Raw genomic sequence first — 25,573 nt, forward strand, 5'->3', positions numbered from 1 at the left:
AAAAGAAGGGTATTTGATGTGTATTTTAAGCTATCATAGTCTTTTCTAACCTGTAAGGTAGGTCTACCTGAAACCAGGAACATTTTGGCAGCAGAAAAAAGTACCCACAAAAATTTGACACAGACGAGGCAATTCGAATAATTGACAAAAACCCTTTTATATAGTATCATTTAATATGATTATATACTATATATAATGTTAGAAAGCCGTGGCCTTCAGTCACGGTTTAATTTTGCCTGATGGATTATGGAGCAGATGAAAAATGGCTAAAAATATATCTATTGATAAAATGCAATATACTGCAAAGCAAATTCAGGTCCTAGAAGGACTGGAGGCAGTAAGAAAAAGACCCAGTATGTATATTGGTAGTACTGGTAGTCGCGGTTTACATCATCTAGTAGATGAAGTTGTGGATAATAGCATTGACGAAGCAATGGCAGGATATTGTAATAAAATAAAGGTGATTATTCATACTGATAATAGTGTTACCGTAATTGATGATGGTCGCGGAATACCGGTAGATATACATAGCATTACTAATTTGCCTGCCGTTACTACTGTTCTGACTAAACTACATGCTGGTGGAAAATTTGGCAGTGGCAGCTATCAGGTTTCTGGTGGATTACATGGAGTGGGCATATCGGTAGTAAATGCCTTATCTGAATGGTTAGAGGTTACAGTAAGTAGAGATAAAAAAGTATATTGGCAGAGATTTGAAAGAGGGAAACCAGTTAGCGATTTAAAGGTGATTGATCGTACTACCAAGACTGGAACAAAAATAACTTATCGTTCGGATTCAGAGATTTTCGATGATATTACCATCAATTTTGATATTGTCGCTCATCGGCTAAAAGAGTTAGCCTTTTTAAATGCCGGGGTCAAGATTGAATTAATTGATGAACGAGAGAATGACAAAAATGCCACCTTTAAATATGATGGCGGGATTATTGAATTTGTAAAATATCTTAATAAAAACAGAGATGTTCTTTTTAGCAAGCCTTTTTATGTTAGCGGAAAGAAAGATGATATAGAAGTAGAAATAGCTATCCAATATAATACCGGATATTTAGAGAACATTCTTTCCTTTGCCAACAATATTAACACTGAAGAGGGCGGAACGCATTTAGCTGGTTTTAAAACTGCTCTAACTAAAGCTATTAACGATTATCTTAAAAATGATAGTATTCCCAATTCTAAAAAGTATTCTCTAAAAGGATTAGAACAGGGTCTTTCAGGGAACGACGTAAGGGAGGGATTAACCGCTGTAATTAGCGTAAAATTACTCAATCCCCAATTTGAAGGACAAACTAAAACAAAATTGGGCAATAATGAAGTAAAAGGTATTGTATCTTCTATTGTCAATGACAAACTGAGTACTTTTTTTATTGAAAATCCAGATACCATACAAAAGATACTGGCAAAATCTATCTCAGCTTATAAGGCTCGTGAGGCTGCCAGAAGAGCTCGGGAACTAGTCAGACAGAAAAATGGATTTAGCCTTGGTGCCCTGCCAGGGAAATTAGCTGATTGCTCAGAACGGGATCCATTTCATCGGGAGCTGTTTCTAGTAGAAGGTGATTCAGCAGGTGGTTCGGCTAAACAGGGTAGAGATCGTAAGTTTCAGGCCATTTTACCACTAAGAGGAAAAATTTTAAATGTAGAAAAGGCTCGTCTGCATAAAATTTTGACTAATAATGAAATAAAAGCCATTATTACTGCATCCGGTTTACAGATTGGTGATGATAACGAACTCGATCTATCTCAATTAAGGTACCATAAAATTATTATTATGACTGATGCTGATGTGGATGGAGAACATATTAAGACTTTACTATTAACACTCTTTTATCGTTACATGAGGCCGTTAGTAGAAAAAGGAAAAGTCTTTATTGCCAGGCCTCCTTTATATAAACTAAGCTATAATCAAAAAAACGAGTATTTTTTCAATGAAGAAGAAATGCAAAAAAAGATAAAAGAATTAAAAGGAAACTACACCATTCAACGTTATAAAGGACTTGGAGAAATGAATCCTATCCAATTATGGGAGACCACCATGAATCCTGAAACCAGAGTATTAAAGAGAGTTGAACTGGAAGATGCCTTAGAAGCGGATGAAATGTTTACCATTCTAATGGGAGGAAAGGTGGAACCAAGGAAGGAATTTATTTATCAGCATAGCGCTGAAGTAGTAGAATTAGATGTTTAGTGGCTTACCAAATATTTAAATATAAATACAATTTTACAGCAAGGTTTATTTATTATGAGCGAAGATTTAAAAAGAAATAATCAAGAAGAAAAAGAAAAGATAAAAGTAATAGGACCACAGGAAATTCCTACTGATATTACTGATGAAATTAAAACATCTTATTTGAATTACGCCATGAGCGTAATTGTAGGAAGGGCTATTCCTGATGTACGGGATGGATTAAAGCCGGTACATAGGCGTGTTCTTTATTCAATGTATAAACTGGGGAACACACCTGATAGACCATATAAAAAGTCTGCCAGAATCGTGGGAGATACTTTGGGTAAATACCATCCGCATGGGGATATGGCTGTCTATGATACCATTGTTAGAATGGCACAGGATTTTTCCTATCGTTATCCACTGGTAGATGGACAAGGGAATTTTGGTTCTATTGATGGTGACGCAGCAGCAGCTATGCGTTATACTGAAATTAGAATGTCACATCTTGCTCAGGAGATGCTTGCCGATATAAAAAAGGATACCGTTGATTTTATTCCTAATTTTGATAATTCACTGGAGGAACCTACCGTCTTACCGTCTCCTGTTCCTCAGTTGTTAATCAATGGTGCCTCTGGTATTGCAGTAGGTATGGCTACCAACATTCCTCCCCATAATCTGGGAGAAGTAATTGATGCCTGTGTTCTGCTAATTGAAAGCCCGGAGGCTACCTTAGAAGAAATCATGAAAGTTCTGCCTGGTCCGGATTTCCCTACTGGTGCCACAATATATGGTGTTTCTGGAATTAAAGAAGCCTACCAAACCGGAAAGGGTATTATTACTCTACAGGCTAAGGTAATTTCGGAAAATTTTGAGAAAAAAAGCAAACATGCCCCGGTACTAGTGGTAAAAGAATTACCTTATCAGGTCAATAAAGCTAACCTGGTTGAAGAAATAGCATCACTGGTACAGGATAAAAAAATTAATGACATCATTGCCTTAAGAGATGAATCAGATAGAAATGGGATGCGTGTTGTTATCGAGTTGAGAAAAAACGCCAATGTCAATGTGCTATTAAATAATTTATTTAAACATACTAATCTACAAACAACTTTTGGTATTAATATGCTGGCCATTGTAGATGGAAAACCAAAACAACTCAGTATTCGGGAGGCACTGGTCTATTTTTTAGCTCATCGCAAGACGGTTGTTGAAAGGCGTTCCCGATATGATTTAAAACAAGCCCAGGAAAGAGCTCATATTGTAGAAGGATTAAAAATTGCCCTGGCCAATATTGATGAAATTGTGCAGATTATTAAAAAATCAAAGGATGTTGATTCAGCCCGGCAGAACCTAATAAATCGATTCCAGCTCAGTGAAAAGCAAGCCCAGGCTATTCTAGATATGCGTTTACAGAAACTTACCTCTCTGGAGACCCAAAAACTGGAAGAAGAGTATCTGGAACTGATCAAAAGAATTGCCTATTTACAGGAAATTCTGGAAAATGAGAGGAAATTGATGTTGACTATAAAGGATGAATTATTAGATTTGAAGAGTAAATATGCTGATAATAGGCTTACCCAGATTGTTAAAGAAGAAAAAGAGCTAGAAGTAGAAGATTTTATTGCCGAAGAGGATATCGTTATTACCTATACCAAAGATGGATACCTGAAAAGATTACCCTTAAATACCTATCGGAAACAGCGAAGGGGGGGCAGAGGAGTAATCGGCATGGGAGTTAAACAAGAGGATCTGGTCGATAATCTTTATATTACCACAAACTTACATGACATCTTATTTTTCTCTAACAATGGGACTGTTTATAGGAGGAGAGCATATCAGATTCCAGAAGGGGGGAGAACTTCTCGCGGTATTGCAGTCGTTAATTTATTAGGCATTGGCAAGGGTGAGAGAATTACAACTGTTATTCCTATTCGTGAATTAGAATTTGAAAAATCTCGTGAGACTAATGATTTATTTCTCTATATGGCAACCAAACAGGGGAAAGTTAAGAAGGTTCCTCTTCACGCTTTTGCAAACCTGAGAAATAAAGAGATTATAGCTATCTCTTTAAATGAGGGAGATGAGTTAATCGGAGTAAGGATAGCCAACGTTGATGATAACGTTATTTTAACCACAAGAAAAGGAAAATCTGCTTACTTTTCTGGAAAGAAAATTCGTTCCATGGGTCGAACTGCCATGGGATGTCGCGGAATTTCTCTGGCTAAAGATGATTATCTAATTGACATTAGCTTGGTGAAATCCGATTCTGACGAAGAATTACTGCTGATTACTGAAAATGGGTCAGGTAAGAGAACTCCCATAAAATTTTATCGACTTTCTAAAAGCAGAGGAGGTAAAGGCGTTAAATCAATTCATCTAAGTAAAGAGAGGGGCAAGGTAATTTCTGTTAAAATAGTAAATGACAGAGATGAGTTGGTTGTGATTAGCCAAAAAGGAATTATTATTCGTGTTCCTGTTAAGGAGATAAGCACAACTGGCAGGAATTCTATGGGTGTTAAGGTTATGAATCTGGATAAGGATGACAAAGTAGCCAGCGTAGCTATTGTACCCCAATCTCAGGTTATAGAATAATGTATTTCCAATTCCTTTGTTTAACCAGAAAGCTTCTTTCTCAGAAGAGGTTAATGTTTAAATCCAATATTTTAACAATTTAAAAGATATTATAAAATTTCCTTTGACAAATAAAATTGCTAATGTTAAAATAGCATAAATTTATCCAGAAAGACCAAAGATGGGAAGAGTAGGGTAGATTAAAACACTTTTAGATATCCGAAGACCAGCCCGGAGGTTATTTATAAGATTAAAGAGTTGCTTAAACAATATTTTATTGTTTAAGAAGTAAAGTGGAACCGCGAAAAGAGAAGCCTTTCGTCTTTAGATAGAACGAAAGGCTTTTTTATTATATAGCAATAAATTTATTCGGCGAGGTAGAGGACAATGTGGAATAAAGAGATAGGTATTGGTATTTTGGGACTGGGGAATGTAGGAGGAGGCACTCTGGCAATTTTGGAGATGAATAAAGCTTTTATTGAGCAAGAAATATTTCCCTATAAAATAAAAATAGTTGGTCTGGCTGATTTAGATGCTAACAGGGAGCCTAAGTCTAAAGTGGACTACCTTTTTTTTACTACTGTAGCCCAGGGAGTTATTAAACATCCTGACATCCAGATTGTCATAGAAGCAATCGGAGGCGAGTACCCCGCCTATAATCTGATTAAACAAGCTTTAGAGAAAGGCAAACATGTAGTAACACCTAACAAGGAAGTGGTAGCAAAACATGGATATGAATTGCTCGAAATTGCTCATAAGAATAATGTTCAATTCTTATTCGAAGCCTCTGTGGGAAGTGCTATTCCTATTCTAGAAGTTATTTTGAATATTCTAACATCATGTCCACTTAGTGAGATTAGCGGAATTTTAAATGGCACCACCAATTACATTCTGGATTTGATGTGGGAACAGAATATAACTCAGAAAGAAGCGTTGAAAAAGGCACAGAATATGGGTTATGCAGAGGCAGATCCCAGCAAAGATATTAATGGATTGGATGCTATGTATAAGATGTTTATTCTGGCTACCCTTGGCTTTAGAGGAAGGTTGAATTTGAACCAGATTAATTATTCCGGCATTGGCCATATTGCCCTTGATGATATTCAGTTAGCAAAACAGCTTGGTTATCGTATTAAATTACTAGCCACAGCCAGAAAAAAATATAATGAATTAGATTTCCGGATTAGCCCTGTTTTAATTAAAGAGGATCATCTGCTTTCTAATATTCAGGGTGCCAATAATGGGATATTTTTATCTGGCAATGGCTATGGAGATTTATTCTTTTCTGGTGCAGGCGCAGGGGGCATCGCTGGGGCTAGCATGATTATCAGCGATATTATAAGAATTATCAGAAAGCCCCAGAACTTTGAATATAATTTTTTGCTTAAAGATTTTGAAGAATTGAAGATTGAAAAACTGGATCAGGTTGAGCATTCATATTTTCTGAAAATCAAAATAGGAAATAAGCAAGAAGATAGAGAAAATATAAGGAATGTTTTGTTAAAGAATAGTCTATTAGTGGATGGAGTTTCAGAGATAAAACACAAAGATAATACCTTAACCATAGGCTTTATCATTGATTCAATAGAGGAAAGGAAAGCAAAAGAGGCTATAAGAGAAATAAAAAAAGTTAATTATATTCAAGCAATAGATTATCTCGAGGTATATCAGAAGGCAATACAAAAATAGGTTTTTAACAATAGTTTTTATGACATTGTCCTGATTGTGTCAATCAATAAACCTGATTAGGCAATAATCAAGTTTATCTATTATCTTATGCCATGTTTATCTAAAGGAGAGGAAATAATGGTTAAAGTAAGAGTACCAGCTACAACAGCAAACCTGGGCTCAGGTTTTGATTGTCTGGGAATGGCTTTATCTCTTTACCTGGAAATAGAAATGGAGAAAATTGGGCAAGATTTTGTGTTTCAGGCAGAAGGAGAAGGAATGGAAATGCTTTCCTCTGATAAAAGCAATTTAATCTATAGAGCAGCCAGCGTGGTAATGGATAAAGCTAATATCAACCCGGTTAATAGGGGTATAAGGATTACTGTTAAAAATGAGATACCTATTGAAAGAGGATTAGGAAGTAGTGCAGCTGCCATTATTGGTGGAATCATGGCAACGAACCAGCTCTATGATCTTAATTTAAGCAGGGAAGAAATATTACAAATGGCCTTCAGTTTGGAAGGTCATCTTGATAACATCGTACCAGCACTTATTGGTGGTTTTACCATTTCGTATAGAGATCAGAGGGGGCAGATAAGGTGGGTAAAATTGGATATACCTCATGACATGAGAGCAGTAGTGGGGATACCTTCTTTTACCTTAAGTACAGAAGAGATGAGAAAAGTATTGCCCGAACAGGTTTCTCTTCAGGATGCTGTGGATAATCTAAGCAAATCTGCCTTACTGGTAAATGCCTTACAACAATCGAAATGGGAACTTATTCCTGAGGCAATGCAGGATCGTCTTCATCAACCGTTCCGCCTCCCCTTTATTAAAGGAGCTAAGAATATCTTTACAGAGGTGCAAAAAAGTGGAATAGCTGGTGTGGCGTTAAGTGGTTCAGGTCCTACCATCATTTCACTGGTGAAAGATGGCCTGGAAAACGAGATTATAAAAATCATGAGGAAAACCTTTTCCGCTGCCAGCATTAAAAGCCAGGTAAAAGTACTGGATCCCGATATAGATGGGGCTATTGTAATAAAGGGAGAGAAAGATTGTCCTATTATTGTGCAAAAATATGGAGGGAGTTCTGTTGCTGATATCGAAAAAATTAAAATGGTAGCTCGAAAGATTGTAGAACAAGCAAGACTGGGAAATCGTTTAATTGTAGTAGTTTCAGCTATGGGTAAAACAACAGATGATCTAATAAATAAAGCTCGCCAAATAATACCAAATCCTAGTGAAAGAGAAATGGATATGTTATTATCCACCGGTGAACAGGTATCAATTGCCTTAGTAACGATGTCTATTCAAGCCCTGGGGGAGAAGGCGATTTCATTTACCGGAGCCCAGGCTGGCATTAGAACTAATAATTCTTACACCAGAGCCAGAATTAATAGTATAAATGAACAACGTATCAAGAAGGCTTTGAATCAAGGAAAGATAGTAATTGTTGCCGGATTTCAAGGTATTGATGATGAAGGGAATATTACCACCCTGGGAAGAGGGGGTTCTGATACTACTGCTATTGCTCTGGCAGCCAGGGTGAAGGCGGCGTGTTGTGAAATTTATACTGATGTAGACGGTGTTTTTACTGCTGATCCTGGACTGGTACCCGAGGCAAGGAAAATTAAAGAAATTTCTCATGATGAAATGTCCGAAATGGCTATCTTGGGTGCTAAAGTATTGTATTATCGGGCAATTGATATTGCTCGAAACCATAGTGTAGAGATATTAGTAAAATCAAGTTTTCATAATGGTCCAGGAACAATCATTAGAACAGGGGAGGAGATATTAATGTTAGAGAAAGTAAATGTAAGAGCAGTAACATATGAGGTAAATGTTGGTAAAATAATAATCAAAAATGTTCCAGATATTCCTGGCATTGCTGCTAAATTGTTTAGAGCGCTAGCTAAGGAGGAAATTACTGTCGATATGATTATCCAGAGCGCTGAACATGATAAAGTTAATGACATTGCTTTTACAGTTGCTCAGGACAATCTGGAAAAAGCGCTTAACATAACCAACAAGGTTGAGTCTGAGATTGGTTCTCCAGAGGTACTTTCCGATAATGATGTTGCCAAGATATCCATTGTAGGAGCTGGAATTACATCTGATCCCCTCATTGCAGCTCGCATGTTTGAATCCTTGGCGCGTAATAATATCAATATTGATATGATTAGTACCTCAGGAACAAGAATATCTTGTCTGATTAACCAAAAAGATATTGAGACAGCCGTTAGAGCCGTACATCAAGAATTTCAATTAGAGGAGGAAGGTTAAAGAAATGAAATATTATAATGTAGCAATAATAGGTGCCACCGGAGCTGTGGGCGAAGAAATGACCAGAATTCTGGAACAGAGAAATTTCTCGGTAAATCAACTTTTGCTATATGCTTCACACCGTTCAGTGGGCAAGGAATATTATTTTAAAGGTGAAAAAATTAAAGTGAAAGAACTAAAGGACGATTCTTTTCAGGGTATTGATATTGCTCTCTTTTCTGGAGGAGATGAGGTTAGTAAATATTTCGCACCGCTTGCTGTTCAGGCAGGAGCAGTAGTTATAGATAATGGTAAATACTACAGAATGGATCCCAAGGTACCTCTGGTCATTCCTGAAGTTAATCCGGAAGATGTTAGACAACACCAAGGCATCATAGCCAATCCTAATTGCTCTACCATTCAAATGGTAGTTGCCTTAAAACCAATTTATGATGCAGTTGGAATTAATAAAGTAATTTGTGCCACCTATCAATCAGTATCCGGTACAGGGAAAGAAGCTATAGAGGAGTTAGCAGAACAGACCGATTCGTTTTTGAAAGATGAGAATATTAATATTAGTGTATATCCTCATCAGATTGCTTTTAATGTGCTGCCTCACATTGGCTCTTTTGATGAATATGGTTACTCCTCAGAAGAGATGAAGATGCTGCATGAAACTAGAAAGATTCTTCATGATGATCATATTAATATTTCGGCAACAACGGTAAGAGTGCCAGTTTTTCGATCTCATGCTGAAGATGTGCATATCGAAACCAAAAAAGAGATAAGTCCTGAACAGGCAAGGAAGTTTTTAACTAATTTTCCCGGCATTAAGGTAATTGATCAGCCCAATGAGTCTAATTACCCGCTTTCCTTGACGGCAGAAGGGAAAGACGATGTGTTTGTAGGGCGAATAAGAAATGACCTGGTATTTAATCCGGGATTGGTTATGTGGATTGTTTCTGATAATCTCAGAAAAGGCGCAGCTTTAAATGCGGTCCAAATTGCTGAGGTATTGATTAGATAGACATGGTGGAGTTTTCTTTAGTACAGTTAAAATGAAAGCAATCTCCCACTTTGCTTAATCCAGAACAACTCATTATTTGAAGATTTAGATAGGTAATGGATCAAAATCGTCAAAGGTTAATTATAAATAGTATCTAGTCTATATTTTCAGAAACGATAGGAGTAATTACCATTATTATGGTATACTTAGTTAAGATAGTTCTTATAGATTAGTTTATGAAATTATGGAATATATGTTTATGAAGAAAACTGAATAAGGAAAATGTTTAAGAGCATATCTTTATATAATGTAACAAAAAGGGGGATTTAGATAATGCCAGAAAATTTTATTTTTACCATTCTTGGTTTTTTCTTGGCATTTATTCTTTTTATAATCTTATGGTGGTTATTCTTTCGCCCTCGTGGTTCAGGAAAAGAGGTTCGTATATATTCATCAATTGAACAACTTCGTTCGGTAGGAGAATTGGTGGCTTTTAAGATGGTTACCAAGGAAATTGTTACTGCCTCTCAACATTGGTTTGGTGATACTGGCAAGAGATACTTTCAATGGTTAGTTTCTACCAAGAAGATGGCTATGATTTTTGAATTTGATATTGATTTCCGTTACGACCTGCGTAGTACTGATTTTAAAATCGAACAGTTAAATGAGAATAGATATACATTAAAAATGCCTCCCTGTCTTTATCAAGTGCATATTCGCGATATAAGTTTTTATGATGAACAGAATTCCAAATTCCTACCCTGGTTACTGCCTGATTTACTCAATCGTGCTTTTGGTTCCGGGTTCAGTGAAGCAGATAAAAATCTATTGAAAGAGGAAGCAAAAAATCAAGCTGCTAAGCTGGCTGAAGGAGTGGTTAATAAATTACAATCAGAAGTTGAAAATTCGGCACGGCAGACACTGCTGACTTTAGTTAAAAGCTTAGGAGTAGAAAAGGTAGCCATTGATTTTAGTCAGTCTAAAATTGTTCCCAGTACTGTTCAGACTAATGAACTGGAAGCCAATATGCAAAAAGCCAAAAACAAAATTAAAAGCTTGGTCAGTAAAAAAGAAGAATAGGCTTATAGAAATTTTTATCATATATTAGCAATTTTCAATAACCCCCCAAACTTCTATAGAAAAGCTTTCTAATAACAGCAAAAAACATATTATTTGATTTCTTTAAATTCCAGCTGAATAAAGTAAGAGGTAAGGATAAATTATCAAATATATTATAGGCTACTTTAGAAAAAAAATTATTAGGGTATGGATTGAATTAGTAAAAGTGATGAAAAAAACATGGACAGTAGTGCAGTAGACCTGTTTTTAAAATGTTATAATTATATAGTTTATAGGTAGCATGAACTGAGTTAACTCTTTTTTTAAATGTTTGATTGATATGTTTATTAAGTTACAATAATATATAAAGGTTATACAGTGTTAAACAATTAAAAGGGCAAATATTAAAAAATTTAACAATTACTCTTTTTCTAAATATATCAGCTACACTTTTGTCTCTACTTTTTCAACATTTAGGTTTTAAAGAAGTAAATTTTGTGGTTACATATATTTTGTCTGTCCTGTTAACCTCACGTTATACTATGGGATATGCTTATGGGATTATAGCATCGGTCATTTCCATGTTTTTCTTTAATTTCTTTTTTACTGAGCCCATATATAGCTTTAATGTGGATGATCCCACTTACATTTTTACCTTTATGGTAATATTAATTGCTGCTGTTTTTACCAGTGCATTGACCAGCAAACTAATCTTCTCAAAGGAACTTGCCGATAAACAGGAGAAACAAGCAAAAACGTTATATCAGATTACCAGCTCTCTGGCAAAAACCGGAGGTGTAGAAGAGGTTGCTGTTGTCTCGGTACAATGTTTGGTAGACCTGTTAAAAAGTGATGTAATTTTTATTATAATAAATCAAAAAGATAATACAGTAAAAAAATTAGCACCTGCATTATCTGGATATGGTATTATTGTGAAGGATATTAAACTAGATAATATTGAAGATATAATATTAAATCATTATACTTTCCCCATTATAGTTCGCGAAAGGTATGTCGGTTATATTTGCTTACCTAAAGAATTGGAGAATATAGAAAATGAAAACCGGTTTATTTTGGATTCAGTTATTATGCAAATTACTATTGCTATACAGCGAGAAATGCTTACTGCTGAAAAAGAAGCTGCCAAAGCTGAAACTGATAGAGAAAGGTTAAGGAGTAATTTACTTAGAGCAATTTCCCATGACTTAAGAACTCCACTTACCGGAATTATGGGGTCTGCCGAGATGCTTCTACAACAACTTGAAAGCAAAAAACACATTAAATTAGTACAGGATATATATGAAGAGTCAGGTTGGCTTATTCGTTTGGTTGAGAATATTTTAAGCCTAACTATGATTAAGGAAGGACGTTTGGCTGTTAATATTAAACCAGAGGCAGTGGAAGAAATAGTAGCAGAAGCTGTAAGCCGTGCTTCAAAATATACACCTAATAATAGGATTTCTATTTCAGTTCCAGAGGATGTATTATTTGCACCAATGGACGGGAAATTAATAGTGCAGGTTCTTATTAATATTATTGACAATGCAATAAAACACACAATACCAACTGATGAGATTCATGTATCAGTTCAAGTGGAAGATAAGAAAGCCTGGTTTGAAGTATCAGATAATGGGATAGGAATTAATGAAAAGGATTTACCAAAGATTTTTGATATGTTTTTTACTACTCGAAATTCTCATATAGATGCAAAGCACGGAATTGGACTAGGACTGGCTATCTGTAAAGTGATTGTGAATTTTCATGGTGGGGAAATATTTGCGAAGAAAAATAAAGAAAAAGGTTCTACCTTTAGATTTTATCTCAATCTTTGAAGTAAGGGTGGCAATGTTGTTTTTAATTATTGAAGATGATATTAAAATAAGAAAGTTCATTAATTTTTCACTTAAATTCCAGAAGTATGACTGTATTGAAGCAGCAACAGGAAAAGAAGCCATGAGTCTTTTAGCTACTCAACAGAATCTCAAGGCAATTATCCTGGATTTAGGATTACCCGATATGGATGGGCTTGATATCATCAAGCAGGTACGTGAGTTTTCAGATGTTCCTATTATTGTGGTATCTGCTCGAGATCAGGATAATGAAAAGGTGGAGGCGCTGGATGCTGGAGCTGATGATTATCTAACCAAACCATTCAGTATTAAAGAGTTACTTGCAAGAATTCGTGTAGTCTTTAGACACAGCAAAGATAATAAAAAAGAAGTAGTGACCTCCATTTATAAGATTGCCAATTTAGAAGTAGACTTAGAGAAGCATAGAGTAATATTAGATAGCAGGGAGATACATTTTACACCGATAGAATATCAAATACTCACTTTATTGATTAAAAATGCTGGTAAGGTTTTAACTCATAACTATATCTTAAGAGAAGTATGGGGAACTTACCTTGATACCGATATGCAATCTTTACGGGTATTTATGGCAAACATTAGAAGAAAGCTGGAGGAAAATCCAGCAAAACCTAGATATATTATAACTGAAGTAGGAATTGGATACCGTTTTAATGATGAGTAATGATATAACAAGGGGTAATGAATAACAAGCTAACATCTGATTATTTATACAATCTTTATATGAACCTCGATATAATATGTGTGTTTTGGAAGTAGATATTATCGAGGTGAATTTATTTATATATGAGTTTTAAAGTAATTGGAAATATGCTTGGGAAGTTATTGATGTATTTTAGTACATTAATGATTTTTCCTCTCTTGGCTGCGTATCATTATCATGAAATAATTGCAGTGATAGCATTTATATGGTCTATTATAATTACCTTTTTAACCGGTTTATTTTTACAAGTCTTATGTTCGTTTAAAAATTCTATTGGCAACAAAGAGAGCTACCTTATTGCTACTCTTGGCTGGGTATTTGTCTCTGGATTTAGTACACTTCCTTTTCTTTTCAGTAAAACCATTCCAGATTTTCTTAATGCCTATTTTGAACGTATGTCTGGATATACTGCAACAGGTGCAACGATATTAACCGATATTGAATCAAATCCACTTTCCATTTTACTTTGGAGAAATGAAATTCAATGGATTGGGGGAATGGGAATCATTCTCTTGGTGGTGGCTTTGTTACCTCTTCTAGGAGTAAGCGGAATGAGATTGGTGAAATCCGAATTTCCTGGATTTGAGTTGGATAAAATAAAACCGAGAATATTGGAAACCGCAAGGACTATTTGGCTAATTTATATTTTTATTACTCTTGCAGAGATTATATGCCTATATTTATTTGGCATGCCTTTATTTGATGCAATTATAAATACATTTGGCACTGTTCCTACTGGGGGTTTTAATCTCAAAAATAATAGTATCGCTTATTATAATAATGTTATTTTTGAAATTATTATCATGATTTTTATGTTTATATCCGCTGTTAATTTTAGCTTACATTATCGATTTTTTAGAGGTGATCGAAAAGTATATTATAAAGATCAAGAATTTTTATTTTTTATATCTATTATCTTGATTTCAATATTATTAGTAACTTTACAGTTGAGATTTTCTATTTATGATTCTATACACAATGCTTTAAGATATGCCTCATTTCAAGTTGTATCGATAGTTACCACAACTGGTTTTATAAATGCGGATTATGGTAATTGGCCACACTTTTCACAACTTATTTTAGTGTTATTGATGTTTTTAGGTGGTTGTGTGGGTTCAACTGCCGGAGCCATTAAAAGCGTTAGAATGCTATTGATGTTCAAACAGTTAAAACAAAGCTTTGATAAATTACTCCATCCTCATGCAATAGTGCAAGTTCGTCTGGGAGGTAAAGTTATTTCTGATGATATCATGCAAAGCATTAAATCTTTTTTCCTCATTTATATTTTTGTTTTCATAGCAGGTGTGATGATAATTACTGCTACAGGCTTAGATATTACTAGTGCTATAGGCGCGGTGGCTGCTACTTTAGGAGGCGTAGGACCTGGTTTAGGACTGGTTGGCCCTACTCAGAATTATGCCTTTACTTCTTCTATTGGTAAGATAACTTTAATTATTTGTATGCTTTTAGGTCGTTTAGAAATATACACCGTAATTGTTTTGCTTGTGCCAGAATTCTGGAAAAAATAGCTATCAATCAAAGCTTGATATTTTAGTCTAAAAAATAGGAAAGCTAAAATCAAATCATATTCTCTAGGGAATCTTTTAGATTTAACATTTATAATTTGCTTCCATTCAATTACCTTGGAAAATTAGTAAGCATATCGGTATAATGGGGACGCAAGAATGTTTAGAATATGAGTTATCAAAAAAACATAGAAGGTCTATAATAGATAGATAATAAATACTAGAAGAAAAAACCTGAAGGGAGGAATTTTATATGAAAATAAGCGCCAGAAATATGCTCAAAGGCAAAGTCAAAGCCATTACTGAAGGAGCCGTTAATGATGAGGTGATTATTGGATTACCCAATGGTTTGGAAATTACTTCTGTCATTACCAAATCTTCTGTCCATAACTTGGCATTGGAAGTAGGTAAAGAAGTATATGCAGTTATCAAAGCTAGTAATGTGATGATAGCGGTTGATGAGTAAAATTTGATAGATTTTTTCTTTTATATCATCTTCTGTTGAGTTGACAAAATACTAATATCATTTATAATTTACAGTGGCGTTAGAATGAAATTTCCGTAAAATGATATGTAGTATAATAATAATTAATCTCTTCGATTTGCCTGGTCTAAGGAGTATTCTATGACCGGTAAACACAAGATGCAAAAGGTCTTAAGGGCTTAGATAGAAATGTCAAAGCCTCCCGTGTTTGGAAAGGAGAGAATCATGAAGTTAAAAATATATAGCAGTACTTTTTGATCTAACTTGTTGTTAGAAATATCAAAAGGCGCTGCTATTTTATTTCTGGGGAAAATATTATCTTAGGGAAAGAGTATAAATGTCTATGAAAATAATAAAATGGTTTGCTTATTAAGATGAGAAAAAATATCGATATGTTCTATCTAATTTTTATTTTACTTGGGATCATTACTATCTTGTTTATACTTCTTCCACCACTAAAGACTATTCTCTATACCCCATTGTCTATATTGTGGAATACGATTTTAGACCCGGAAGTAAATTACTCAATCTATTTAACTGTGACAGCTGCATTGACAGCAACGACTATTGGTTTTTTATTGGGAGTGCCCTTGGCTTATCTATTGGCCAGGCATCATTTTTTGGGCAAAAAGATATTAGAGGCAATGATAGATATACCCATTGTAATACCGCATTCTGCAGCAGGAGTAGCTCTTTTATTTGTATTTGGCCGTAATTATTTTCTGGGGAGAGTTTTTAAAATTATCGGTATCGATTTTTTCCAGACCTTTGCTGGGATTGTCCTGGCTATGATGTTTGTTAGTGTTCCCTTTTTAATTGATTCAGCCAAGGAAGGCTTTATAGCCATTAATACTGAATTAGAAGAGATTGCCTATACCTATGGAGCGTCACATTGGCAGGTATTCTGGTATATATCCCTGCCTTTAGCCTTAAAAAGTATTTACTCCGGCTCCATTCTCATGTGGGGACGTGGTGTAAGCGAATTTGGCGCAGTAATGATCATTGCTTATAATGCTTCCTTTTTGGGCAAGAGTGGAAAGGCATTGCCAGTTTTAGTATCTGACCGCTTTAATTTTGGTCTTTCCTATGCTCGTCCTATTGCAGCTCTGGGAGTGTTAATATCGCTTATTATCTTTATAATTTTAAGGATTTTAATAACCAGAAATAAAAACAATTAATGAAAATATTTAATCAGGAAGGGGAGTGAAATTATAGTTTAACTAAAAATAATATGTGTTAAATTTTCAGCAAAATTAATAAATATGGAGGAATAAGTTGAAGATAAATAAATTTAAAGTAGCAATTTTATGGGTAGTGATAACTATAATGTTTTGTACAGTAAGCAGTGTTTTGATAGCGCAGGAAGATATTGCCTTAAAAATAGCTTCTGGTGATACTGTAAAAACACTGACTATGGAGGAGATTAAAGAGTTACCTGCTTTGGAAGGCTGGGGCGGAAGAATGCGCAGCACTGGTGCTATTGAGGGACCTTTTGAATTAAGGGGAGTCTCTATAATAGATCTATGTGATATGGTTGGAGGAATAAATCCTGATACCGCGGTTAAGTTTATCTCCAGAGACGGTTATGCCATGACCTTCAGCTATAAACAGGTAAAAGAGAATGATTTTATTACTTATGACCCAGTTTCTCTCAATGAAGTGCCTCATGGTGATCTACATATGATTCTGGCTTACCAGACTGATGGAGATGAAATGACTTTTGAGCTGGGAGGCCCACTAAGACTGGCTATCCTCAGTGAAAAGAACCAGGTGACTGATGGTCATTGGTGGAGTAAATGGGTTGAGCAGATTGAACTGGTTCCAGCTCCCAAAGATTGGATTTTACAGTTAAAAGGTGCCCGAGATGAAGATATTGATAGAGGTACATTCGAATCCGGTGCCTCTGAAGGATGCCATGGTGTTAAATATATTGACGATAAAGGTAGGGAGTGGGAAGGCATTCCTCTTTGGTTACTGGTAGGACGGGTAGATGATGATAATCCTCATGAAGGTAAAGCCTTTAATGATTCCCTGGTACAGGATGGTTATGAGGTAGAAGTTATTGCTGTAGACGGATTTATTGCTACTTTGCCTATTTCTTCTATCGCTCGCAGGAATCAAATTATTGTAGCTTATAAATTGGACGGAGAATCCTTACCAGAAAATTACTGGCCATTAAGACTGGTTGGAGAAAACTTAACCGGGAAAGAACAGGTGGGGCAAATCAAAGAGATTAAAGTAATTTTCCCATAAAAGGAATTGTGAAAATTCTCTGAATACCTAACAGGGGAGGAATAATGACAACAAAATTGTTCAGAAAAGCTGTTCTAGGTGCCTTTTTGCTTTTGTTAATTCTTGGTTTAGTTTTAACAGGATTTTGTCAGGAGAAAAAAACTGTCAAAATCCAAGCAGCTGGCAGCTTATTAATTCCTTTTGGAGCGATAGAAAAAGCATTTGAGGCAGAAAATTCAGATATTGATGTCCTTGTTGAAGGGCATGGTAGTATTCAGGTTATTAGGCATGTCATTGAACTGCCAGCTTTTTCAGGAGAGCCTATTGCTGATATTGTTGCAGTGGCAGATTATTCGTTGATACCAAAATTGATGTATGAAACAATGCTTCCGGAAAGTAACCAACCTTATGCTGAGTGGTGTATCCAATTTGGTACAAATACTCTAGGATTAGCTTATACCTCTAAGAGCAAATATGCTAAAGAGATAAACGTAGATAACTGGTATCAAATTCTAGCCAGGCCAGAGGTAAAGGTAGGAATTTCGGATCCCCGCTTTGATGCCTGTGGTTATCGGTCTTTGATGGCTTTAAAATTAGCAGAATTATTTTATCGAGAAGAAGATATACTACATAGTATAATTGGAAGATTCTCTTATCCTATCAAAGTGCAAGAAAATGATAGTAGCTGCACAATTCTGATTCCAGAAATTTTGGAAGCGGAAAGGCTTGCTATCAGAGATTCCAGTATCAAATTACTTTTCCCTATTCAGTCAGGCGACCTGGATTATGTTTTTGAGTATAAAAGTGTTGCCCAGCAGCATGAGGTCAACTTTCTGGAGTTTCCACCGGAAATTAACCTAGGTTCTGAGGAATACAAAACATTGTATCAGGATATGAAAGTCAAACTGGCTTTTAAAAGATTTGCTTCAGTCAATCCGGATTATGATATTTTACCTATTATCTATGGAATGACAATTCCCGGTAATTCCCCTCATCCGCAAGAGGCAGTCAGGTTAGTGGAATTTATCCTGAGTCAGCGTGGTCAGGAGATAATGGAAGAATCAGGGCAGGTTGTCATTAATCCACCCATTGTGGATATTTTAGATAATCTTCTCCAGCAATTAGCTGATATAGTAATCGAAAAATAGTAAAGAAATAAAATAACAGAATAGATACCTGTTTTAATGCCAGGTATCTATTCTGTTATAAGATTAGTAGAGTATCATAATAATTAGTTATTTAATTTTTACCAAGAGAAACGAGAGCTTAATTAAATATTAAATCCTGATTTTTTTCCTTTGCCTTGGAGTGAGCCCCTGGGAATCCTGATTTCAGTAGCTTTAAAAGTATCTTCAGATAGTTTCTGTCCCAATATCTTTATTTCTAGATTCTGAGTCAATGTTAACATTCCCTTTACTCTAACCTGACTGATATCAATTTTCCATTCCTTATCAAGATAGTCTCTTAGTTGCAACAAATTATTTTCTAATTCCAGGGAAACAACAATACCACTTAACAAACCCTTTTCAGGATGCATCCATTGATTTTCTCTGCTATAGACTAAATGATGATAGCCCGGTATTCTAATTCTTAGCTGCCTATCAACAGTTTCAGTCCAGCCGTATTGATAAAAGCCCAGTCCCATTAAACCGCTAATGATGAGACTAATAAAAAATATCATTATAAATCGGTAGCGATAACCAGTTCGGGTATGGATAAAATTATAGTAAGTGATAAACAAAAAAAGCAGTAACAAGACAATCCATAGGTAGGGAAGGCTCATTAGTAATGCTTTGGGCAAGCCGATACCAAGATAATGATAAATATCCCAATCCAGATCGCCGGTAATAAACATAATCATTCCAAAAGCAATACCACCCAGCACTGTAGTCAAAGCAAACATTAACCAGAAAAAGTAATTCCTGGTTAAAAAATACCAGCGTGGTTTGGGCTGTACTTTCCCCTTTTTTATTTTTTCTAAAGTATCTTTGCTGATATCAACCATATTTTATACCTGCTTTATACTTTTCAATTTCTTTCAATAGTAACTTTTTTGCACGATTAATTAGAGTACCGACCGTTCCTATGGGTTTTCTTACGATGTCACTAATTTCCTGATAATCCTTTCCTTCTAGGAATTTTAATAATAGTACCTCTTTATATTTTAATGGTAATAAATCGATTATACATAGCAAATTTTCATAATCAATTTTTTGTAAGAAGTTTTTTTCCAGATTAAAATCAGATTGTACCAACTGGTCTAAATCATGCTCATCCCAGGAGATATTCTGGTAGTATCTTGGCTTTTTACGAATCGTACTAATAGTATAGTTATGGGCAATACGATAAATCCAGCTGGAAAATTTGAAATCTTCATTATAATCATTCAAATTTTGATAAGCAAGGATAAAAACTTCCTGTAAAATATCCTGAATATCCGTTCTGTTCATTCCAGATAGTCTATAGATATAGTTCATCAAGGCAGATTCGTATCTTTTCATAAGACAATAGTAATATTCCTGATTTTTTAAAGTCAGGGCAACCAACTGGGAATCTGTTTTTTGCTCACAATCAGAAATATTGATCATAAAATCTTTCTTTAATTTGCAAAAAGTACTTTCTTTCAGAAAATAAAATGGTAAGAATATTAGCTTATCTATTATAATATATTATTATTGTGATTTATTAAATAGTTTCCATAATGCTGGACATGCCATAAAGCATGAAAGATACCAATGAGACCCATGGCCATAGAAAATTCGACATGCCAGAATAAACAATCAAAATTTATCTATTTGAACCAACTAAAATCTCTGATTGGTATCAATGTATCTACCGCATTCACCAGGGAAAGGATCTTTATATTCTTTTTACTGGATAAATGCATATATTTCCTCAATTCTTTAAAAGATTGCATTTTTATTGTCAATTATAATACGATAAAATTCCCATTTTTCTTTCATTCATTTAGTAGGAAAAATAAGAGGTTTATTTCAGGAAGTCATCCTCAAAAATAATTTGTTGGTTTTAAGGATTTACAAAGGAAAAATAGAGAAAAGCAATAGAAGCTAATGATTTTTTATGGGCAGTTCTTGAATGCCTTCTAATAATACCCGCATGGCAATACAGTCATCTTCATTATATTGCAGGATACGCTTTTTAATTTCCGGCCTTTCTAGTTCTAACCAGCGATGGTACCATTCAATGGATTCAGCACCAGAGGGATGTTCGTCCCGCCATCGAAAGCCAAGGTATTGCGCCAGGTCTTTTACCGAATAGCTATAAGTAGGCCATTCCGTATATTTTCTAACAATATCGCTATAAAGATCAATGACCAATGGTGATTTAAATAAAGCCTCTAACTCTGATGATGTTATAATCTCGGGATATTTTTCGTTTAATTTTTTCCAAATAGTCTTCTCATAAGGTGAGTAATAATAAACATTGCAAGGAAAATGTTGCTTAATATAATGCCAGGCATCAATAAATATTCTCTCTTCTTGTTTTTCATCAGCCTTATCAGCAAAAAATGGTACGTACTTTTCAGTTGCTGGATCCCGATGATGTCTTTCTACAAAACCATGCAGGTAGCAAAAATCACGCATGGGATCAGTTTCCACATCAAAGAATAATTCAGTATCTGTCTGGGGTAATTTTATTGTTTTTCTGATATAAGCCTGTTTATCAATGTGCGCCAGTAATCTAGCACGAGCATGATATTTATATAAGGTTGATATACCAATACCAGGGAAAATAGTCTTTTTACCGATAATAAGTTCCTGAAAGGATTTATGGGCAAAATCAGTAAATTTTTTCAATTTTTGATGCATAATTTCTCTTTTCTTACGACCCAGCTCCGGTATTAATGTCAAGTCTTTCGCTGTTATAAGAGATTTAAGACAATACGTTCTCCAGTGACAGAGTTTACAGGCTCCCTGATGCGCCGGTGAGGTAGTAATCTTTTTCTCTAAAACCTGTTGTACTTCTGATAGAGTTTGCAGGTATAGATCCCACCAGTTCATTTGATCACGTTTTCCTATTGATTGTACTAAATCATAGAAGACATCTCTTCCTTTAATATCATGAATAAAAGATGTTTTTGAGGAGGAGTAGTTTAGTTTTTCCAAAATGTCGGTGTATAAACCTAATTGAATAGCATAATGTATTTTTAGTTTTCCTTCCGATTCATTATTTTCCCCTTCTAGTGCTGAACCACTTTTTATATCTCCAGCGATATATCCACCACCCTGTTTTAATAAGAGATCTGGCTCACCAACCAGATTATCAGTACTTATCCGACCGCTATAAATTAATGTGACTCCCTGCCTAAGGGCTTCTCTTGTTCTGGCTTCTTTTTCTAAACCTGTATAAACGCTTAAATCCAGAAAAGGTTTTTTTAATTCAACCATTACCTGTTTTTCAAAATCAATACCTCTTTCCCAGAGCAATTTCATAAAAGCACTTTCTGGATCTCTCTTGCTCGGATCTTCGAAAATATCAAGATATAAACGATGAGGGCATTGAATATAATTATAAAGCATATCAGCTGAAATTATCTGTCTCATTTTACTAACTCCCAAAGATTCCAATATCACAAATCAATTAGCAATATTCTGACCAAAATACCTTTTCATAATAATTTATAACAGTTAGTAAGAATGATTACAAGTATATAAATAGTAAGCACAAAATAGATAGCGGTTATTTCGTCGCTTTTTCAATTGCCTTTTGAGCCAGAATAAAAGTAGGGTCAATAATCGGTATTTCTAGATCACCATCTTTTAATACTAAGGGTATTTCTGTACATCCTAAAATAACGCCTTGAGCACCCTTTCTTATTTGTAAGCGGGCAATTTCAATAATTTGCTTTTTTAAGAGAAAGAAATCTTGCCCTGCCTTAATCCCATAGATGACTTCCATTAATTTATGTTGCTCTTCTTCTTCGGGAATTAATATTTCAATATCAAGAGCATTAAGATAAGTTTGATAAAGTCCAGATTGATAGGTTCCCTTGGTGGCAAATAGGCTAACATTTTTCAGAAAGGGAAAAGTATGATGAATATATAGTGCTGTTTCCTGGATCATGTTTAAGATTGGGATATTAACCATTTTTTGTATTTCATGGTAATAATAATGAGCAGTGTTACAGGGCATAATTATAAAATCAACTCCTGCTTTTTCCAGGGTTCGTGCTGTTTTGATTAATTCTGGCAAGGGATTTTCATTACCATACAAGATTGCTTTAGTGCGATCTGGTATCTTGGGATTATTATCTATAATAATTCTAAGATGTTCTTGATCTTGTTGGGCCGGAGTTAACTGAACAATTTTTTGGAATAAATCTATGGTTGCTTCAGGTCCCATCCCGCCCAGGATTCCAATAATTTTTTCATTTGTCATAAAACACCTTTGATTTTAGTAAATAATCAGTGTAGTATTAATTTAATGTCATTACTATATAATAATTTAAAATATGAAACCTGATGAGTAAATATGTAATTAACATTATTAATTATATACTCATCCCAATAAGATTTATAGTGGTTTTTTAGTTTTAAATATCATAAAATCAATAGAAAAGATCATAATATGGAAATTATTTATTAATACATAATATTAAGTAAAGTTATAAAGGAGTGACAAAATGCGAATAGTAAGGTATCAAACAAATGGTGGAGTATTATATGGAGTGTTACAAGGAGATGAGATCAGGACAATCCAAGGTAATCTATTTGACAAAGTCGTAGTAGGTTCACTAAGAATAAAAAGAGAAGAGGTGAAATTGCTGGCGCCGGTAGATCCTCCTAATGTAATTGCTATTGGTTTAAATTATAAAAAACATGCCGAGGAAAGTGGTAACAGTTTTCCGGATAAACCGGTTATATTCCTAAAATCAACCTCCAGCGTAATTGGACCGGAAGATAATATCATACTGCCAGAAATAGCCCCTAATGAAGTTGATTATGAAGCTGAACTGGTCATTGTCATTGGCAAAAAAGCGAAAAATATAGAAATCGATGATGTTGATAATTATATCTTGGGATATACCTGTGGTAATGATGTATCAGCTAGAGATTGTCAACTCCGTCTCGATCAACAATGGGCTAGAGGTAAGTCTTTTGATACCTTTTGTCCCCTCGGTCCCTGGATTGAGACCGAACTCCCCAATCCCGATCAATGTAGGATTAGATCCAGATTAAATGGGAAAGTTATGCAGGATTCCAATACCTCTGACCTTATCTTTGGAGTAAGGGAATTAGTTAGTTATTGTTCTAAAAACTTTACCCTTTTGCCTGGTTCTGTTATTATGACCGGTACCCCGGGAGGTGTTGGTTTTACACGCAAGCCCCCGGTATATTTAAAACAAGGAGATATTATTGAGATTGGAATAGAAGGAATTGGCATATTGAGTAACAAAGTGGTTTGATAGATTGATGCCTACTTATTTTGTAATCTTTATTGGAAATAATAAAGATTTTTTAAGAAGTTTAACAGTTATTGTATATCAATTTTGACTAATAATTTTTCTAACTAATTGAGATTTTAGTTAAGAATGGGAGGATATTGCTTCTATTAATTTTGTTTTCCGGGAATAGATTATTTTAGTCAGTAATCGTAAAGGCCATTTGGAGGGACTAGATAGTCTTCTCCAGGCTTTTTTGATTTCTTCCAGTTCCTCAGACTGAATTAATTTATTTCCATATCTCTCTTGATTAAAACTATCAATAATTAGTTGTATATCCTGATAGCTGTCAGGAAAGAAAAATACCAGATGTCTACCGTATTCTAAAGGTGTTTGAAATTTTTTTCGTGAAATACCACTATTCTTACCCCAATGGCAAAGCTTCTGAAATAGAGCAGATATATTTTCTTTTCTTCTAGAAGCTATCAAAAAGTTGAACAATTTATCCAGAACTTTCTTAACTCCAAAAAAGATGTGCTTTATCCAGAGCCATAATTCTTCAAAGAACCCTTTTTTTTCAATATCTAGTGTAGTTTTTAAAGAGAACCATTTCCAGAGAGAAAATAATAACCAACCTATTGCTAAGGTAGTCAGTAATATTAGTAACGAGATTCCTCCCCAGGTAAGAATCCATTGAAGTATTTTACTCGACCAGGAAAGTTCATTGCTGTCTAGCAAAGATATTGCTGAGTCAGATGAATGGGTAGGGCTAATATCAGCAGCGCGATAACCGGACCCAAAAAGAAAAATGAGTATTTTTAGGAGGAGCTTCCCAATAGGATTAGAAACCACTTTTAAGATATTATAACTGGCTTGAGCAACAGAAGTCATTTGTGGTAAGAAGAATAAGAGCGTCCAGCTAACAAGGAGCAATACTACTGGAATAAACGTAAATATTAATTTGGTTTTACTAAACTGGTTATCAAATTTTATTTTTGAGCTTCTTGAGTTTTGAGCAAGAATAATAGCTATCATACTGAAAAGAAAATAATAGCTAATTAAAATACTTGAATTAGGGAAGAGTGTATTGGTACTCCCAGAAATTATAAAGGTTAAGACTAGCATGACAATTCCGAGATCAAATTGGGAGGTTATAGCAAAGTAGTCCTTGGAACGATTTGCTAATTTATATCCACAGAACCAAACACAGGAAAACCAGCAAATAAGCAGGAAATAGGCAAATCCATCCAACGGTCCAAATTGTTTATTGACGAGCGTTTGTATCCATCTTAAATTTAGAAATGATACAGACCGATAACTATAATTATATACAGTATAAGTTAATATTAATACATAGAAAAGGAGATGTAGGATAAAAAGTTCAATAATTCTTTTACCCCTTCCTTTTGTTATAGAGGTAATTATTATGGGAATAAAAAAGGCCAGCATTGCCGCCCATATAGGAAAGAGGGGGGCATTTAACATTAAGAAGAATACACAGGCTAAGGCATATAACCAGGTTATTTCCATCATACCGGAAGCAATGATTAATAGCGTTCCATTTCTTGTTAAATTTTTAGCCATTTTATTACTCTTAAGAATA

General features: G+C 34.8%; 19 protein-coding genes, 1 pseudogene and 1 riboswitch. Of the genes and pseudogenes, 15 read left to right on the top strand and 5 right to left on the bottom strand.

What is annotated here, in order from left to right:
• The first annotated feature begins 262 nt into the window (after positions 1 to 262).
• The 14 genes and pseudogenes from gyrB to wtpA all read left to right on the top strand — a co-directional run bounded on the left by gyrB (position 263) and on the right by wtpA (position 18,715).
• Complete coding sequence (gyrB, locus tag PHD84_04705; GenBank protein MDD5637100.1) at positions 263 to 2,206, top strand: DNA topoisomerase (ATP-hydrolyzing) subunit B; 1,944 nt, start codon at positions 263 to 265, stop codon at positions 2,204 to 2,206.
• Between the two features lie 54 nt (positions 2,207 to 2,260).
• Entirely contained in the window at positions 2,261 to 4,780 is a 2,520-nt protein-coding gene (gene gyrA, locus PHD84_04710; GenBank protein MDD5637101.1) for a DNA gyrase subunit A, read from the top strand.
• A 366-nt stretch (positions 4,781 to 5,146) separates the two neighbouring features.
• Positions 5,147 to 6,448 carry a homoserine dehydrogenase gene (locus PHD84_04715; protein ID MDD5637102.1) on the top strand — a complete coding sequence of 434 codons (1,302 nt, stop codon included), beginning with the start codon at positions 5,147 to 5,149 and terminating at the stop codon, positions 6,446 to 6,448.
• Between the two features lie 117 nt (positions 6,449 to 6,565).
• A pseudogene (gene thrB, locus PHD84_04720) lies at positions 6,566 to 7,459 on the top strand (homoserine kinase).
• Positions 7,460 to 7,489: 30 nt separating this feature from the next.
• The gene (locus PHD84_04725) at positions 7,490 to 8,710 is read left to right on the top strand and encodes an aspartate kinase (protein MDD5637103.1); all 1,221 of its coding nucleotides are present in this window, start codon (positions 7,490 to 7,492) and stop codon (positions 8,708 to 8,710) included.
• A 4-nt stretch (positions 8,711 to 8,714) separates the two neighbouring features.
• Positions 8,715 to 9,716 carry an aspartate-semialdehyde dehydrogenase gene (locus PHD84_04730; protein MDD5637104.1) on the top strand — a complete coding sequence of 334 codons (1,002 nt, stop codon included), beginning with the start codon at positions 8,715 to 8,717 and terminating at the stop codon, positions 9,714 to 9,716.
• A 312-nt stretch (positions 9,717 to 10,028) separates the two neighbouring features.
• Positions 10,029 to 10,775 carry a DUF4230 domain-containing protein gene (locus PHD84_04735; GenBank protein ID MDD5637105.1) on the top strand — a complete coding sequence of 249 codons (747 nt, stop codon included), beginning with the start codon at positions 10,029 to 10,031 and terminating at the stop codon, positions 10,773 to 10,775.
• A gap of 398 nt (positions 10,776 to 11,173) precedes the next feature.
• Entirely contained in the window at positions 11,174 to 12,586 is a 1,413-nt protein-coding gene (locus tag PHD84_04740; GenBank protein ID MDD5637106.1) for an ATP-binding protein, read from the top strand.
• Between the two features lie 13 nt (positions 12,587 to 12,599).
• The gene (locus tag PHD84_04745; GenBank protein MDD5637107.1) at positions 12,600 to 13,286 is read left to right on the top strand and encodes a response regulator transcription factor; all 687 of its coding nucleotides are present in this window, start codon (positions 12,600 to 12,602) and stop codon (positions 13,284 to 13,286) included.
• A gap of 122 nt (positions 13,287 to 13,408) precedes the next feature.
• Positions 13,409 to 14,854 (top strand): TrkH family potassium uptake protein, encoded by a 1,446-nt coding sequence (locus PHD84_04750; GenBank protein MDD5637108.1) that lies wholly within the window; start codon positions 13,409 to 13,411, stop codon positions 14,852 to 14,854.
• A gap of 250 nt (positions 14,855 to 15,104) precedes the next feature.
• The gene (locus tag PHD84_04755; protein MDD5637109.1) at positions 15,105 to 15,317 is read left to right on the top strand and encodes a molybdopterin-binding protein; all 213 of its coding nucleotides are present in this window, start codon (positions 15,105 to 15,107) and stop codon (positions 15,315 to 15,317) included.
• A 117-nt stretch (positions 15,318 to 15,434) separates the two neighbouring features.
• A riboswitch (molybdenum cofactor riboswitch) is annotated at positions 15,435 to 15,570 on the top strand.
• Between the two features lie 139 nt (positions 15,571 to 15,709).
• The gene (locus tag PHD84_04760) at positions 15,710 to 16,513 is read left to right on the top strand and encodes an ABC transporter permease (GenBank protein MDD5637110.1); all 804 of its coding nucleotides are present in this window, start codon (positions 15,710 to 15,712) and stop codon (positions 16,511 to 16,513) included.
• 97 nt (positions 16,514 to 16,610) lie between these two features.
• Complete coding sequence (locus PHD84_04765) at positions 16,611 to 17,588, top strand: molybdopterin-dependent oxidoreductase (protein ID MDD5637111.1); 978 nt, start codon at positions 16,611 to 16,613, stop codon at positions 17,586 to 17,588.
• Between the two features lie 44 nt (positions 17,589 to 17,632).
• Positions 17,633 to 18,715 (top strand): tungstate ABC transporter substrate-binding protein WtpA, encoded by a 1,083-nt coding sequence (gene wtpA, locus PHD84_04770; GenBank protein ID MDD5637112.1) that lies wholly within the window; start codon positions 17,633 to 17,635, stop codon positions 18,713 to 18,715.
• Positions 18,716 to 18,837: 122 nt separating this feature from the next.
• Here wtpA and PHD84_04775 read toward each other — a convergent pair whose 3' ends face one another.
• The 4 genes from PHD84_04775 to PHD84_04790 all read right to left on the bottom strand — a co-directional run bounded on the left by PHD84_04775 (position 18,838) and on the right by PHD84_04790 (position 22,967).
• Positions 18,838 to 19,572: a hypothetical protein gene (locus PHD84_04775; protein ID MDD5637113.1), complete on the bottom strand. Its 735-nt coding sequence runs from the start codon at positions 19,570 to 19,572 to the stop codon at positions 18,838 to 18,840.
• Entirely contained in the window at positions 19,565 to 20,155 is a 591-nt protein-coding gene (locus PHD84_04780) for a sigma-70 family RNA polymerase sigma factor (protein MDD5637114.1), read from the bottom strand. Before PHD84_04780 ends, PHD84_04775 begins: the two co-directional genes overlap by 8 nt.
• 480 nt (positions 20,156 to 20,635) lie before the next feature.
• Positions 20,636 to 22,132 (bottom strand): TM0106 family RecB-like putative nuclease, encoded by a 1,497-nt coding sequence (locus PHD84_04785; protein ID MDD5637115.1) that lies wholly within the window; start codon positions 22,130 to 22,132, stop codon positions 20,636 to 20,638.
• A gap of 136 nt (positions 22,133 to 22,268) precedes the next feature.
• Entirely contained in the window at positions 22,269 to 22,967 is a 699-nt protein-coding gene (locus PHD84_04790) for an amino acid racemase (GenBank protein ID MDD5637116.1), read from the bottom strand.
• 244 nt (positions 22,968 to 23,211) lie between these two features.
• Between PHD84_04790 and PHD84_04795 the strand changes: the two genes are divergently transcribed.
• Complete coding sequence (locus tag PHD84_04795) at positions 23,212 to 23,994, top strand: fumarylacetoacetate hydrolase family protein (GenBank protein ID MDD5637117.1); 783 nt, start codon at positions 23,212 to 23,214, stop codon at positions 23,992 to 23,994.
• Between the two features lie 120 nt (positions 23,995 to 24,114).
• On the opposite strand, the gene PHD84_04800 is transcribed toward PHD84_04795, so the two are convergent.
• A complete protein-coding gene (locus tag PHD84_04800; GenBank protein ID MDD5637118.1) occupies positions 24,115 to 25,554 on the bottom strand; it encodes a DUF4129 domain-containing protein in 1,440 nt (479 codons plus the stop codon).
• Positions 25,555 to 25,573 lie beyond the last annotated feature (19 nt).

The organism is Atribacterota bacterium, assembly GCA_028717805.1.
Classification (GTDB): Bacteria; Atribacterota; Phoenicimicrobiia; order Phoenicimicrobiales; family Stramentimicrobiaceae; genus Stramentimicrobium.

Excerpts from the sequence above, each read along its gene's own strand:
- PHD84_04780 (MDD5637114.1), bottom strand. The coding sequence starts at position 20,155 with ATGATCAATATTTCTGATTGTGAGCAAAAAACAGATTCCCAGTTGGTT.
- PHD84_04775 (MDD5637113.1), bottom strand. The coding sequence starts at position 19,572 with ATGGTTGATATCAGCAAAGATACTTTAGAAAAAATAAAAAAGGGGAAA.
- PHD84_04800 (MDD5637118.1), bottom strand. The coding sequence starts at position 25,554 with ATGGCTAAAAATTTAACAAGAAATGGAACGCTATTAATCATTGCTTCC.
- PHD84_04750 (MDD5637108.1), top strand. The coding sequence starts at position 13,409 with ATGAGTTTTAAAGTAATTGGAAATATGCTTGGGAAGTTATTGATGTAT.
- gyrB (MDD5637100.1), top strand. The coding sequence starts at position 263 with ATGGCTAAAAATATATCTATTGATAAAATGCAATATACTGCAAAGCAA.
- PHD84_04745 (MDD5637107.1), top strand. The coding sequence starts at position 12,600 with ATGTTGTTTTTAATTATTGAAGATGATATTAAAATAAGAAAGTTCATT.
- gyrA (MDD5637101.1), top strand. The coding sequence starts at position 2,261 with ATGAGCGAAGATTTAAAAAGAAATAATCAAGAAGAAAAAGAAAAGATA.
- PHD84_04730 (MDD5637104.1), top strand. The coding sequence starts at position 8,715 with ATGAAATATTATAATGTAGCAATAATAGGTGCCACCGGAGCTGTGGGC.
- wtpA (MDD5637112.1), top strand. The coding sequence starts at position 17,633 with ATGACAACAAAATTGTTCAGAAAAGCTGTTCTAGGTGCCTTTTTGCTT.
- PHD84_04735 (MDD5637105.1), top strand. The coding sequence starts at position 10,029 with ATGCCAGAAAATTTTATTTTTACCATTCTTGGTTTTTTCTTGGCATTT.
- PHD84_04785 (MDD5637115.1), bottom strand. The coding sequence starts at position 22,132 with ATGAGACAGATAATTTCAGCTGATATGCTTTATAATTATATTCAATGC.
- PHD84_04715 (MDD5637102.1), top strand. The coding sequence starts at position 5,147 with ATGTGGAATAAAGAGATAGGTATTGGTATTTTGGGACTGGGGAATGTA.
- PHD84_04795 (MDD5637117.1), top strand. The coding sequence starts at position 23,212 with ATGCGAATAGTAAGGTATCAAACAAATGGTGGAGTATTATATGGAGTG.
- PHD84_04790 (MDD5637116.1), bottom strand. The coding sequence starts at position 22,967 with ATGACAAATGAAAAAATTATTGGAATCCTGGGCGGGATGGGACCTGAA.
- PHD84_04760 (MDD5637110.1), top strand. The coding sequence starts at position 15,710 with ATGAGAAAAAATATCGATATGTTCTATCTAATTTTTATTTTACTTGGG.
- PHD84_04755 (MDD5637109.1), top strand. The coding sequence starts at position 15,105 with ATGAAAATAAGCGCCAGAAATATGCTCAAAGGCAAAGTCAAAGCCATT.